Origin of the sequence: Neisseria dentiae (assembly GCF_024580525.1) — a bacterium.
Classification (GTDB): Bacteria; Pseudomonadota; Gammaproteobacteria; order Burkholderiales; family Neisseriaceae; genus Neisseria; species Neisseria dentiae_A.
Genome location: NZ_JANIKQ010000001.1, coordinates 154277 through 166832 on the forward strand (window position 1 = coordinate 154277; position 12556 = coordinate 166832).

Consider the following 12556-nt stretch of genomic DNA (forward strand, 5'->3'; position numbering starts at 1 on the left):
GTTTTCGGTGTTGTCGCTCAGCCATCACCAACACGTTTCCGTCCGGATTATGGTGTTGAACATCATCAAAAACCCGCTGATTATCAGCTGCGTGGTGGCGCTGGCGTTTAACCTGCTGTCACTGCCGCTTTGGCAGGGGCTGAAAGACTTTATCAAACTGTTGGCGTCGGCCAGTTTGCCGCTGGGTTTGCTGTGCATCGGCGCGGGTCTGACTTTTATGGCCGATAAGAAAGACTATGCCCTAATCGCCGCCAACAGCTTGCTGCGCCTGATTGCCGCGCCGGCTGCGGCTTATCTGCTGTGCACGCTCGCCGGGCTGGACGGTTTGGAACGCCAGATTATCACACTGTTTTTCGCCCTGCCCACCGCGCCGAGCGCTTATGCGCTCACCAAAATGCTCGGCGGCAACCATGCTTTGATGGCCAGCATCATCAGCCTGCAAACCTTGTTGGCGATGATAACGCTGCCGGTGGTGTTGTGGCTGGTTATTTGAGTAAAAGGCAAGGCACATCAACCCATTAATATTGATACAAAAGGCCGTCTGAAAAACGGTTTTCAGACGGCCTTGATACTGGCTGCTGCCCATCATTAAACCACTTACTTAGTAACCGTTCCGTCATACTCGGGCTTGACCCGAGTATCTCACTTTCTTAAAAACTACTGAAAACTAACAAGATACTCGGGTCAAGCCCGAGTATGACGTGCGTACTTTTTCTTAGATTGATTGACTATTAAATAGTTATTGACACAAAAGGCCGTCTGAAAAACAAGTTTTCAGACGGCCTTGATAATAACTGCCGCTTACCGTTTACGCTTGCCCGTCATCACCGGCAACATCTTCAGCGGCAGATTCGGTTTCGGCGTTTTCACTCTCGTTTTCCACGCCTTCGCCTTCTGCGAGCACGTCTTCGTCTTCTTCCGGTTCGGCAATCCGCTCCAGGCTCACCAAGGTTTCGCCTTCGTCGAGATTGATCAGGCGCACGCCTTGGGCGGCGCGGCCGGTTTCGCGGATTTGCTCGACTTTGGTGCGGATTAACACGCCGCCGCTGGTAATCAGCATCAAATCGTCGCTTTCGTTAACCAGCGTGGCGGCTACCAATTCGCCGTTGCGCTCGCCGGTGTCGATGGCGATGATGCCCTGCCCGCCTTTGCCTTTGCGGCTGTAATCCTCAATCGGCGTGCGTTTGCCGTAACCGTTTTGCGTGGCGGTGAGCACCTGTTGCTCGGTGTTGTCGGGCGCGGAAACCAGCAGGCTGACGATGCGGCCGCCTTTGGGCAGGCGCATACCGCGCAGGCCGCCGCTGCCGCGGCCGGACGGGCGCACGCCGTTGCCTTTCAGCACGGGCGCATCGGCGCCGTCCGTTTCGTCGTGTTCGGTTTCGGCTTCCGCATCGAGGCCGTCTGAATCTTCGTTGTCCAAATCGTCGGCCTCGCCGTTGCGCTCGTAGTATTCGTTAAAGCGGATGGCTTTGCCGAGGTTGGAGAACAGCATGATGTCGCTGGTGCCGGAGGTTTTGGCCACGCCCACCAGCGAATCGCCGTCTTTGAGGGCGATGGCCTTGATGCCTTGCGCGCGCACGTTTTTGAAGGCGGAAAGCTGCACTTTTTTCACCATGCCCTGCGCGGTGGCGAAGAATACGTATTCGTCTTCGGGGAACTCGCGCACAGCCATGATGGCGCTCACTTTTTCGCCTTCGTCCAATTGGATCACGTTATTAATCGGGCGGCCGCGGCTGTTGCGCCCGCCTTCGGGCAGTTTGTACACCTTAATCCAGTGGCATTTGCCGAAATTGGTAAAGCACATCAGATAATCGTGGGTGTTGGCCACAAACAGGGTTTCGATAAAGTCTTCGTCTTTGGTGGCTGCGGCCTGTTTGCCGCGTCCGCCGCGGCGCTGCGCCTGATAATCGGTGGTGGGCTGGGTTTTGATGTAGCCGCCGTGGGTAAGCGTGACCACCATTTCGCGCGGTGGAATCAGGTCTTCGTCGGCAATGTCGCCGCCGAAGGGGTTGATTTCGCTGCGGCGCCCGTCGCCGAAGTTGGTTTTGATTTCTTCCAATTCTTCGTGAATGATGGCGGTGATGCGTTCGGGTTTGGCTAAAATATCCAGAAAATCAATAATCTGCCCCATGATGGTTTTGTAGTCGGCCACGATGGTGTCTTGGTCGAGGCCGGTGAGGTTGCGCAGGCTCATGCGCAAAATGGCATCGGCCTGAATGTCGCTCAGGAAATAACCGCTGCTTTGCAAACCCAAACCGGCGGGCAAACCTTCGGGGCGCGCCATCTGCATATCCAAATCGGTGCGCGACAGCATCTCGCCCACCAAGCCCGACTGCCACGGGCGCGACAGCAGTTTTTCTTTGGCTTCTGGCGCGTCGGCGGATTCTTTGATGAGCTGAATCATCTCGTCGATGTTCGACAAGGCCACCGCTTTGCCTTCGGCGATATGGCCTTCGTGGCGCGCTTTTTTCAGGCGGAAGAGAGTGCGGCGGGTAACGACTTCGCGGCGGTGGCGCAGAAACTCGCTCAAAATCTGCTTCAGGTTCAACAGGCGCGGCTGGCCGTCGACCAAGGCCACCATGTTGATGCCGAAGCTGTCTTGCAGCTGGGTGAGTTTGTAGAGCTGGTTGAGCACCACTTCGGCGTTTTCGTTGCGCTTCAGTTCGATTACCACGCGCATACCCGATTTGTCGGATTCGTCGCGCAAATCGGAAATGCCTTCCAATACCTTGTCGCGCACCAGTTCACCGATTTTTTCCACCAAGCGGGCTTTGTTCACCTGATAGGGGATTTCGTCGATGATGATGGCTTCGCGCTCGCCGTTTTTGCCGATGGGCTCGATATGGGTTTTGCCGCGCATTACCACGCGGCCGCGGCCGGTTTTATAGCCTTCGCGCACGCCGGAGAGGCCGTAGATGGTGGCGCCGGTGGGAAAATCGGGGGCTTTGATGATGTTGATGAGTTCGTCGATGTCGGTTTGCGGCTCGGCCAAGAGTTTCAGACAGGCATCGATGGTGTCGGGCAGGTTGTGCGGCGGAATATTGGTGGCCATGCCCACGGCGATGCCTGAAGAACCGTTAACCAGCAAGGCGGGGAAACGGGTGGGCAACACCAGCGGCTCGCTTTCGCTGCCGTCGTAGTTGGGGCCGAAGTTAACGGTTTCTTCTTCGATGTCGGCCAGCATTTCGTGGGCGATTTTCGCCATGCGGATTTCGGTGTAACGCATCGCCGCCGCACCGTCGCCGTCCACCGAGCCGAAGTTGCCCTGGCCGTCGACCAACACATAGCGCATCGAAAAATCCTGCGCCATGCGCACGATGGTGTCGTAAACCGCAATGTCGCCGTGCGGGTGGTATTTACCGATCACGTCGCCGACGATACGGGCAGACTTCTTATAAGCGCTGTTCCAGTTGTTTTTCAGCTCGTGCATGGCATACAGCACGCGGCGGTGCACGGGCTTCAAGCCGTCGCGCACATCGGGCAGCGCGCGCCCCACAATCACGCTCATGGCGTAATCGAGGTAGCTGCGGCGCATTTCTTCTTCAAGGCTGATGGGGAGGGTTTCTTTGGCGAAATGATGGTCGTTGCGTGTGGTTGCGTCGGTCATAGCGGGATAGTGATTTCATAGAAAAAATTTCGCGCCATTTTAGCATAAAACGCGCCTGAATTGGCGCATTCGGGATATTTTGTGTAATGCTGCTAGGGCCGTCTGAAAAATTCAGTTTTTTGTGTTAACCCACTAAATTCTGTCTGCAGTTTTCAGACGGCCAGCCCTATTTGCAAGCATATGCTAAGCTGCGTAAAAAACGCCCGCCGCCGCCGCGCGCCGTTGCACCCGCCTGCCCGCCACCTTACAATGGCGGCTGTTTCCAACCCACGGAGAGCCTTATGCGCCGTATTCTGCTGCTTGCGCTGGCCGCAACCGCCCTGCAAGTTTCCGCCGCCCCGCGCCACGATAAAGACACCCTCGAAAACACCCGCTATCAGGAAAGCGAAGCCGAAAAAGCGGCGCGCGAATTCAAAGAAGCCGATGTTGCCCTGCCCGCTTTTCCCGACACGAAAAGCGGCGGCTGGTTCGATATTTATGTGGGCAACGATTTCGGCAAACAGCCGAAAATCCTGCTCGACAGCATCAGCCGCGCGCCAGACGGCACGATTCGTTATGTGTTGAATGTGCAGTCGCAACAGGGGCACGACAACTTAACCGCCGAAGGCATTTACTGCTCGCCCTCTTCTTTCGGCGGCGAGAGCAAACGTTCGTCATATAAAGTGTTCGGTTACGGCGATACGGTCAACAAACGCTGGATTGCGCCAAGCAAAGGCAGCTGGAAAAGCATAGGTTCGATTCTCAGCGGCGCCGACCCCGTCCGCGGCCCCCTGTTCCGCGCATTCTGCGAAGACGGCACGCCCGGCAGCCAACAGGCTTTGCAGCAGCGGGTTACCGAACGAGCGGGCAAATACTCGCCTTCTATGATTAACCGCAGCAAATAATCCTCAAGGCCGTCTGAAAGCATTCAGACGGCCTTTTGCTTTTAAAGCAGCTGAAGCAACCGTATCATTTTTTTGAAAACTCCGTCATACTCCCGCCTGCTCCGCGCAATCAGAAGCAACCGCTTGCCTGCGCCGCAACACACCATAACAACAACACCGAAAACATCATGGATTTCCACCTTATCCCGCTTCTCGTCATCGGCTTTCTGGCCGGGCTGATGGATGCCGCGGTGGGCGGCGGCGGTTTATTGCAGATTCCCGCCCTGTTCAACACCCTGCCCAACAGCGTGCCCGTTACTTCGGTGATGGGCATCAACAAATTCGCCTCGTTCAGCGGCACGTTTACCGCCTCGATACAGTTCGTCCGCAAAATCCGCGTGCCGTGGAAAATGCTGCTGCCCGCCGCCGTGCTGGCTTTTTTGGCTTCCTACAGCGGCGCCAAGCTGGTGGCCTATCTGCCCGTGCACTACATCAAACCGGCCATGCTGGCGATTATGGCGGTGATGTTCGTTTACACGTTTTTCAAAAAAGATTTGGGGCAGATTGCCCGCACCACGCAGCTCAGCCGCAAAGAAACCGCATGGGGGCTGTTTTTCGGCGCCCTCATCGGCTTTTACGACGGCCTGTTCGGCCCCGGCACCGGCAGCCTGCTGGCGTTTGTGTTCGTGCGCTTTTTCGCCTACGACTTCCTCACCGCCACCGCCTCGGCCAAAGTGATCAACCTCACCACCAATCTGGCCGCACTCACGTTTTTCGTGCCCAACGGCCACATCGTTTGGGCATGGGCGCTGCCGCTGGCCGCTGCCAACCTGTGCGGCGGGCTGGTGGGCACGCACTTGGCAATACGCGGCGGCAGCCGTTTTCTGCGCTACGGCTTTATGGCGCTGTTGTGCGTGTTAATCGGTAAATTCGGTTGGGATTTGCTGCATACGGTATAAATGCTTTTAAAACAAACGCTTTTTTAACAAAAGGCCGTCTGAAAACATTTACGGTTTTCAGACGGCCTTTTGTTGGCGTTTGCTTGTACTTTTTGAATTACTTCATTAAATAACCCAACACTCCCGACGAAGCCACCGCAATCAACACCGTGGGCAGCATACCCCAACGGCTGGCGGCAAACAGCGTGATGGCGAGCGCAACCAGCTCGTGCGGTTTGTCGGATACGAAATGCGGGGCGATCACGGCAATCAGCACACAGCCCGGCGCAGCTTCCATCACCGCCGCCGCCCGCTTGCCCAGCGTGCGGTTACGCAGGGCGAAAAATCCGATCAGGCGGGTGGAATAAGTAACCGCCAGCATACCCATAATGGTGAGGAACGAAGCCCACGAAATCATGCTTTATCCCCCACTTTATCCCCGAAAAAATAAGCGGTGAGCAAACCTGCCGCCGCGCCCGCAGGCACATACCACGCGCCGTCAACGGTAAGATATACCGCCGCAGCTACCACCAAGCTCACCAGCCACGGGCGGGCGGCGGCAAAGCCTTTCCACAAACCGCGCAGCAGCACCAGAAACACAGCGGGGAAAGCCATGCCGAAGCCCCAGGCTTCCACATCGCCGAATTTGGGGCCGACCGCCGCACCGATGCCGGTAAACGCCACCCACACCACATAAAGCGTCAGGCTCACACCCATATAATAAGGCAGGCTGAACAGCGGCAGGCCGAGCTGTTTGCGTTTGTGGATATCGGCCAGGCTCATCGCCCAACTTTCGTCAGTCATAAAAAACAGCGCGGGCAGGGCTTTTTTCAGCGGCAGGTCTTTCAAATAAGGCGTGAGCGCTGCGCCCATCAGGATATGGCGGCTGTTAATCATAAAGGTTACGGTGATAATCAGCAGCACCGGCAGCGGGCTGCCCCACAACCCCACGGCGGCAAACTCGGAGCCGCCGGCGAAATTCAGCCCGGTCATCATCGACATTTCCAGCGGGCTCATGCCTTTCTGCCCGCCCTGCACGCCCAAAATCAGCGCAAACGGCAACATGCCGATAATCACCGGCAGGCAATCTTTCACACCGCGTTTGAATTCGGCCCGGGGCGGCGGACTGTTCATCATCATAACCATATTTGAATCGGAAAAAGGCCGCTATTATAGACCAAGCGGCCGTCTGAAAACATTATCCGAGGCCTTTGCAAAACCCCTAGATGCGGATGCAGTTCAAGGCGTAGCAGCGCAGCGAGCGCAGACATAACATGTAGTCAGGCAAGCGAGCGGGCAGTATCCTAAAGGGCATAAACACACAACGCAGAAATGCGCCGCAGATGGGGGTTTTGCAAAGGTCTCTATCCGCGGGATGCCGGGCAAACCGCCGCTTGTTATAACGAAATCATCTTTTATTAAAACCAACCATTCTTTCCCTTTTTCAGACGGCCTCGATAAAGTAGCGCCGTTTCCCTTATTGCGCTTGTTTGCCGCCCGATTATGCTATTACTCAAAACCCCCAGCGTGTTACCCGGTTTCAAAACCAGCCTCGGCCTGACCGTGTTGTGCCTGTCGCTTCTGGTTGTGCTGCCGTTTGCAATGATGGCCGTGAAGGCGGGCGAAATCGGCTGGACGGCGTTTTGGCAAACCATTTCCGAGCCTAACGTTTTGGCCGCGGTGTGGCTGAGTTTGCGGATGTCGTTTTACGCCATGCTCACCAATATCGTGTTCGGCACGCTGGTGGCGTGGGTGTTGGTGCGTTATGAGTTTCCCGGCAAAAGCCTGGTAAACGCGCTGGTTGATCTGCCGTTTGCGCTGCCCACCGCCGTAACCGGCATTGCGCTGGCCACGCTGTATGCGCCGCAGGGTTGGATAGGCAGCCTGTTTGCGCCCTTGGGCATCAAAATCGCTTTCACCCCCGTCGGCATCTGGATTGCGCTGGTGGTGGTGAGCCTGCCGTTTATCGTGCGCTCGGTGCAGCCTGTGCTGGAAGAATTGTCGGCCGAATATGAAGAAGCCGCCGCTACGCTTGGCGCCAACCGCCTCACCGTGTTCCGCCGCGTGCTGCTGCCCGAAATCACCCCCGCCCTGCTCACCGGCGCCGGCATGATGTTTGCCCGCGCCACCGGCGAATACGGCTCGGTGATTTTTATTGCGGGCAATATCCCGATGGTTTCCGAAATTCTGCCGCTGATTATCACCGGCAAGCTCGAACAGTTCGACGTGCAGGGCGCATCGGCGGTGGCGCTGTTTATGCTGATGATTTCGTTTGCGATTCTGTTTCTTTTAAACGCAGGCCAATGGGCTTTGAGCAAACGGGCGGGGGCGAAGGCTTAACCGACACCGAGGCCGTCTGAAAAACCGCAAATTATTTTTCAGACGGCCTTTTACCCAAACGGCCTTACCGGCACACAAACCATAAAAAAACACCTGAATCATGAAAACCTACACTTCCAACCCCAACCTTACCGAACCGCGCTGGCTGCGTTTCACGCTCACCGCCGTCGCGCTGGCGTTTCTGCTGCTGATGCTGGTGGTGCCGTTAACGGCGGTGTTTTACGAAGCCTTGAAAGGCGGCTGGGATTTATACGTCCAGTCGATAACCGATCCCGAAGCCTGGTCTGCCGTGAAACTCACGCTGATTACCGCCGCCATCGTCGTGCCCGTTAACGCCGTGCTCGGCATTGCCATGGCCTGGCTGCTCACCCGTTTCGATTTTCGCGGCAAGCAGTTTCTCACCACCCTGCTCGATTTGCCCTTTTCCGTGTCGCCCGTGGTGGCAGGCCTGATGTTCGTGTTGCTGTTCGGCGCGCACACCGCCCTCGGCGGCTGGCTTGAAGCGCAGGACATACAGATTATCTTCGCCATTCCCGGCATTATCCTGGCCACGCTGTTCGTTACCTTTCCCTTCGTGGCACGCGAGCTGATTCCGCTGATGCAGGCGCAGGGCGACAGCGAAGAGCAGGCCGCGCTGATTTTGGGCGCGAGCGGCTGGCAGATGTTTTGGCGCGTTACCCTGCCCAACATCAAATGGGCGCTGCTCTACGGCATCATTCTCACCAACGCGCGCGCCATGGGCGAATTTGGTGCCGTGAGCGTGGTTTCCGGCCATATCCGCGGCGAAACCAACACCATTCCGCTGTTGGTGGAGATTTTCTATAACGAATACAACTTCACCGGCGCCTTCGCCCTCTCCGGCGTGCTCGCCCTGCTCGCCCTGGCCACGCTGGCGCTGCAAAACATCATCACCCGCATTCAAGAACGCAAACTTGCCGCCGCCGAAAGGAACCGCGCATGAGCATTACCATTCAAAAATTAAACAAACATTTCGGCAGTTTCCACGCCCTCAAAAACATCAGTCTCGAAGTGCCCACCGGCAAGCTGGTTTCCCTGCTCGGTCCTTCCGGCTGCGGCAAAACCACCCTCCTGCGCATCATCGCCGGTTTGGAAAACGCCGATAACGGCGCCATTCTGTTCGACGGCCAAGACGTTACCCGCAAACACGTGCGCGAACGCAAAGTGGGGTTTATGTTCCAGCACTACGCCCTTTTCCGCCATATGAACGTGTTCGACAACGTTGCCTTCGGCCTCACCGTATTGCCGCGCGGCGAACGCCCCTCGAAAGAGCAAATCCGTGCCAAAGTCGAAGAGCTGCTGCAACTCGTGCAGCTTGCCCATCTGGCCAAAGCCTACCCGCACCAGCTTTCGGGCGGCCAGCGCCAGCGCATCGCGCTTGCCCGCGCACTCGCCGTTTCCCCCAAACTGCTGCTGCTCGACGAGCCTTTCGGCGCGCTCGATGCCAAAGTGCGCAAAGAACTGCGCACCTGGCTGCGCGACATCCACCACGAATTGGGCATCACCAGCATACTCGTTACCCACGATCAGGAAGAAGCGCTGGAAGTGTCCGACCAGATCGTGGTGATGAACCACGGCAAAATCGAGCAGATCGGCACCGCCGAGAGCCTCTACCGCAAACCCGAAAACGCCTTCGTAACCGAATTTTTGGGAGAAACCGATGCCTTTGAAGGCCGCATCGAAAAAGGCGCGTGGCACTACAACGGTTTTGCCTGGCCGCTCGACGCCGCCCGCAAATGGCAGGAGCAAACCGCCATAGGCTATGTGCGCCCCCACGAATGGACGGTAGCCGCCGCCGGCACCGCGCCCATGCTCAACGCCCGCATCGAAAAAATCCACCCCGCCGGCGCACTTACCCACATTACCGTGAAAGAAGGCAGGCAAGACGTACACATCACTTTCGCCGACAGCGACGCCGTGCGCCTCGGCTTGGCCGAAGGCCAAAACATCGCGCTTTCGCCCAAGCAGATTTATATCTTCTCGCAAAACGAGCTGATTGATTTTGCGATTTAGGTTGGCTGCCGCAACGGCATTCGGAGGCCGTCTGAAAGCGTTCGCGCGTTTTTTCAGACGGCCTGAGATGTAGGAAAAGCTAGCGTTGTTTACAGTATTTGAAAGACAATACTGCATGAACATCCATCCAAATACGGCATGAAACGCCCGGCCAAAGTTGAGCGGGAAATCGAAGAGAAACTCAAAAAACAGGCAAAGCGTTACAACAAATCCTATCCCGGCGAAACGGTTCATTTCGATACCAAACGGCTGCCTTTGCTACAAAACCAAAAAGCAACCGACCCTCGGGATTATCTGTTTGTTGCCATTGATGATTTTTCCCGCGAGCTGTATGCTGCAATATTGCCGGACCGTACAGCAGCCAGCGCAGCCAAATTTCTTTTGCGCGATGTGATAGATTGTTGTCCCTATACCATCGAATGCGCCTATTCCGACAACGGTGTCGAATATCGTGGCAATGCGGAGCACCCGTTTGGCATTGCCTGTGTGCAAAACAACATAAGCCAAAAATTCACCCGTGTTGCCCGGCCGCAAACCAATGGTAAAGCCGAGCGGGTTATCCGTACCTTAATGGAAATGTGGCATGACAAGTATCCGTTTAAGGATTCGGCGCACCGGCAAAAAGAGTTATGTCGTTTTGTTAACTTTTATAACCGTCAAGCCCCACAAGAGCCTGAAAGGCGACACCCCTTTTGAGGTTTTACAGGCTTCATTCCCAACCTGTTGTGTAAACAACCCGACCTTTTCCTACACATCATCCATATTCAAAAACAGCTTAACTTAGTGAAGCTTGAAATAGAAAATGTCATGCAACATTCCGAACTGAAAGACGTTTCAGACGGCCTTGTTACCATTCCTTCGGTTGGGAAATTAGCAGCGGCCATATTAACCAATCATCTTTTATCCGGCACATTTAAAAACGCCGCTCAATTTGTCGCCTTTGCCGGATTAAGTCCGCAACAAAGGCAGTCGGGAACCAGTGTTAATATCAAAAGTGGCATAACCCGTTTTGGCAACAGGCGTTTAAGGGCTGCGTTATTTATGCCTGCAATGGTTGCTTATGCTCGCGGATACTTTCCCGAATTTGTAAAACGGCTGAAACAAAAGAAGAAAAAGCCGAAAGTCATTATTACGGCCATTATGCGGAAGCTGGCGGTTATAGCCTTTAATCTTTACAAAAACAAAACAACCTATCAGCCGGAACGCTATAAGGCAGTCTGAAAACTAACGTAAAATAACAAAACGGGTATTGCCTGAAAGTCAAGCAAAATCTGTTTAAAACAAGTGTATCTATTAAAAATGACACAATAAAATAATCAATTAGATTAATAACTTATAAAATCAGTAAAAAATAATTGTTGAATATTAAAGTAGCATCTCAAACACTCCTGAAAAACCCTTTTCCAACCCGCAATGAAACCGCAAAAATCCCTGCGCGCCCGCGCCCTCGACATTCTTTCCCGCCAAGAAACCAGCCGCGCCGAACTCAAACGCAAGCTCGCCCCGCACGCCGAAAGCGAAGAAGAACTCGAGCTGCTTTTAAACGAACTGGCCGAACGCCGCTGGCAGTCCGACGAGCGTTTCGCCGAAACCTACGTGCACAGCAAAAGCCGCCAACACGGCCGCCTGCGCCTGCAACAGGCTTTGCAGGCCAAAGGCGTGAGCGAAGACACCGCGCGCAGTTTCCTGCCCGACCGCGACAGCGAACTGCAAACCGCCGTGGCCGTGCTGCGCAAAAAGTTCAAAGCCCCCGCCGCCGATTTGAAAGAAAAACAAAAGCAGGCGCGCTTTCTCGCCTATCGGGGTTTCGATATGGACATCATCCAAACCGCTCTGAAAAACGGCTGGAACGACGATGAAGAGTGGGAATAACGCCAAAGCCTGCAAAATATATTCAGGCCGATGGCTTTGCCAAAAATGCCTTAAGGCCGTCTGAAACGCCCCAAAAACACCGTCATACTCGGGTTTGACTCTAGTATCTTATTGTTCAAAAAAATAACAGATGCTCGGGTCAAGCCCGGGCATGACGCAAAACTTTAAAATACCGAAACGGCTTGTAAAAACCACAGGCCGAGACCTTTGCAAGTCGTTTAGGCCGTCTGAAATACCTATTCTTCGTCATTCCCGCGTAGGCGGGAATCCAGACGTTTATCATTCAAGTGTTTGTTTAATCAATACTTCAACTTTACCATCTGGATTCCCGCCTACGCGGGAATGACGGAATTTAAACATTTCAGATGGCCTTTTAAGGTATTTTTGCAAAAATTTCAGGCCGTCTGAAACCTTTCAGACGGCCTGAATTATCTTTGCGGCTTCCGCATCCGACTGCGCCCTACCCCATCATATCCAGCCGCGCCTGCGGCGGCAGCAGCAACTGGTAGGCGGGCACGCCGAGGGCGAGCGCCATTTTTTCGATGTTTGATAAAGCAATATTCCAGCGTTTGCGTTCCACCGCCGAAACATAAGTGCGGTCCAGCCCGCACCGGCGCGCCAGCTCTTCTTGCGACCAACCTTTGTTCACGCGGAAAAGGCGCATATTGTAGGCCAGCACGGCGCGCAAATCGTCTTCTGCGGGCAGCTCGGCGGGGGCCGTCAGTTTGTTGCTCATGATGCTTCCTTTGTGAATTTGCTTTCACGGATTTTACTTCACCATCAGAAAAAATCAATATGCCAAGCCCGAAATCGGGCCAACCTCTCTGCACACCCAATAAAAAAAACCGCTACCGCGACAGCCCGCCGCCTTATAGCAGTTTTATCAGTTCCCCCGATATTTACTA

The 12556-nt window shown here is 55.0% G+C and carries 12 protein-coding genes and 2 pseudogenes; 9 read left to right on the top strand and 5 right to left on the bottom strand.

Features of this window, described 5'->3' with window-relative positions; translation table 11 throughout:
* Positions 1 to 7 precede the first annotated feature (7 nt).
* Complete coding sequence (locus NQ012_RS00740) at positions 8 to 493, top strand: AEC family transporter (protein WP_373566623.1); 486 nt, start codon at positions 8 to 10, stop codon at positions 491 to 493.
* Between the two features lie 315 nt (positions 494 to 808).
* Here the strand turns inward: NQ012_RS00740 and gyrA are convergent, their stop codons facing one another.
* Positions 809 to 3607: a DNA gyrase subunit A gene (gene gyrA, locus NQ012_RS00745; protein ID WP_257065540.1), complete on the bottom strand. Its 2799-nt coding sequence runs from the start codon at positions 3605 to 3607 to the stop codon at positions 809 to 811.
* 281 nt (positions 3608 to 3888) lie between these two features.
* Here gyrA and NQ012_RS00750 point away from each other — a divergent pair, with 281 nt between their 5' ends.
* Together NQ012_RS00750 and NQ012_RS00755 are read left to right on the top strand one after the other, a co-directional pair.
* On the top strand, positions 3889 to 4491 hold the full coding sequence (locus tag NQ012_RS00750; protein WP_257065541.1) for a CNP1-like family protein: 603 nt from the start codon (positions 3889 to 3891) through the stop codon (positions 4489 to 4491).
* Between the two features lie 167 nt (positions 4492 to 4658).
* A complete protein-coding gene (locus NQ012_RS00755) occupies positions 4659 to 5429 on the top strand; it encodes a sulfite exporter TauE/SafE family protein (RefSeq protein ID WP_257065543.1) in 771 nt (256 codons plus the stop codon).
* A gap of 97 nt (positions 5430 to 5526) precedes the next feature.
* Here NQ012_RS00755 and NQ012_RS00760 read toward each other — a convergent pair whose 3' ends face one another.
* The 3 genes and pseudogenes from NQ012_RS00760 to NQ012_RS00770 form a co-directional block, all read right to left on the bottom strand.
* Positions 5527 to 5826: an AzlD family protein gene (locus tag NQ012_RS00760; protein WP_257065544.1), complete on the bottom strand. Its 300-nt coding sequence runs from the start codon at positions 5824 to 5826 to the stop codon at positions 5527 to 5529.
* Positions 5823 to 6545 carry an AzlC family ABC transporter permease gene (locus NQ012_RS00765; RefSeq protein ID WP_257065804.1) on the bottom strand — a complete coding sequence of 241 codons (723 nt, stop codon included), beginning with the start codon at positions 6543 to 6545 and terminating at the stop codon, positions 5823 to 5825. Before NQ012_RS00765 ends, NQ012_RS00760 begins: the two co-directional genes overlap by 4 nt.
* Positions 6545 to 6766: pseudogene (locus tag NQ012_RS00770) on the bottom strand (hypothetical protein). The gene NQ012_RS00765 and the pseudogene NQ012_RS00770 overlap by 1 nt, the downstream one beginning before the upstream one ends.
* Positions 6767 to 6911: 145 nt before the next feature.
* On the opposite strand from NQ012_RS00770, the gene cysT reads away from it, so the two are divergent.
* From cysT to recX, 6 genes and pseudogenes are all read left to right on the top strand, one after another.
* Entirely contained in the window at positions 6912 to 7748 is an 837-nt protein-coding gene (gene cysT, locus NQ012_RS00775) for a sulfate ABC transporter permease subunit CysT (RefSeq protein ID WP_085365512.1), read from the top strand.
* Between the two features lie 100 nt (positions 7749 to 7848).
* Complete coding sequence (gene cysW / locus NQ012_RS00780; RefSeq protein ID WP_257065546.1) at positions 7849 to 8709, top strand: sulfate ABC transporter permease subunit CysW; 861 nt, start codon at positions 7849 to 7851, stop codon at positions 8707 to 8709.
* Positions 8706 to 9779 carry a sulfate/molybdate ABC transporter ATP-binding protein gene (locus NQ012_RS00785; protein ID WP_257065547.1) on the top strand — a complete coding sequence of 358 codons (1074 nt, stop codon included), beginning with the start codon at positions 8706 to 8708 and terminating at the stop codon, positions 9777 to 9779. Before cysW ends, NQ012_RS00785 begins: the two co-directional genes overlap by 4 nt.
* Before the next feature lie 126 nt (positions 9780 to 9905).
* Positions 9906 to 10563, top strand: a pseudogene (locus tag NQ012_RS00790) (integrase core domain-containing protein); the annotation flags it as partial.
* Positions 10564 to 10586: 23 nt separating this feature from the next.
* The gene (locus tag NQ012_RS00795) at positions 10587 to 11000 is read left to right on the top strand and encodes a transposase (RefSeq protein ID WP_257065549.1); all 414 of its coding nucleotides are present in this window, start codon (positions 10587 to 10589) and stop codon (positions 10998 to 11000) included.
* A gap of 192 nt (positions 11001 to 11192) precedes the next feature.
* Positions 11193 to 11651: a recombination regulator RecX gene (recX, locus tag NQ012_RS00800; protein WP_257065551.1), complete on the top strand. Its 459-nt coding sequence runs from the start codon at positions 11193 to 11195 to the stop codon at positions 11649 to 11651.
* Between the two features lie 460 nt (positions 11652 to 12111).
* Here recX and NQ012_RS00805 read toward each other — a convergent pair whose 3' ends face one another.
* The gene (locus NQ012_RS00805; protein WP_257065552.1) at positions 12112 to 12387 is read right to left on the bottom strand and encodes a helix-turn-helix domain-containing protein; all 276 of its coding nucleotides are present in this window, start codon (positions 12385 to 12387) and stop codon (positions 12112 to 12114) included.
* Positions 12388 to 12556: the final 169 nt, after the last annotated feature.

Coding starts and splice junctions, on each gene's coding strand:
- NQ012_RS00785 (WP_257065547.1), top strand. CDS start 8,706: ATGAGCATTACCATTCAAAAATTAAACAAACATTTCGGCAGTTTCCAC.
- NQ012_RS00750 (WP_257065541.1), top strand. CDS start 3,889: ATGCGCCGTATTCTGCTGCTTGCGCTGGCCGCAACCGCCCTGCAAGTT.
- NQ012_RS00805 (WP_257065552.1), bottom strand. CDS start 12,387: ATGAGCAACAAACTGACGGCCCCCGCCGAGCTGCCCGCAGAAGACGAT.
- cysW (WP_257065546.1), top strand. CDS start 7,849: ATGAAAACCTACACTTCCAACCCCAACCTTACCGAACCGCGCTGGCTG.
- NQ012_RS00765 (WP_257065804.1), bottom strand. CDS start 6,545: ATGATGAACAGTCCGCCGCCCCGGGCCGAATTCAAACGCGGTGTGAAA.
- NQ012_RS00760 (WP_257065544.1), bottom strand. CDS start 5,826: ATGATTTCGTGGGCTTCGTTCCTCACCATTATGGGTATGCTGGCGGTT.
- NQ012_RS00755 (WP_257065543.1), top strand. CDS start 4,659: ATGGATTTCCACCTTATCCCGCTTCTCGTCATCGGCTTTCTGGCCGGG.
- gyrA (WP_257065540.1), bottom strand. CDS start 3,607: ATGACCGACGCAACCACACGCAACGACCATCATTTCGCCAAAGAAACC.
- recX (WP_257065551.1), top strand. CDS start 11,193: ATGAAACCGCAAAAATCCCTGCGCGCCCGCGCCCTCGACATTCTTTCC.
- cysT (WP_085365512.1), top strand. CDS start 6,912: ATGCTATTACTCAAAACCCCCAGCGTGTTACCCGGTTTCAAAACCAGC.
- NQ012_RS00795 (WP_257065549.1), top strand. CDS start 10,587: ATGCAACATTCCGAACTGAAAGACGTTTCAGACGGCCTTGTTACCATT.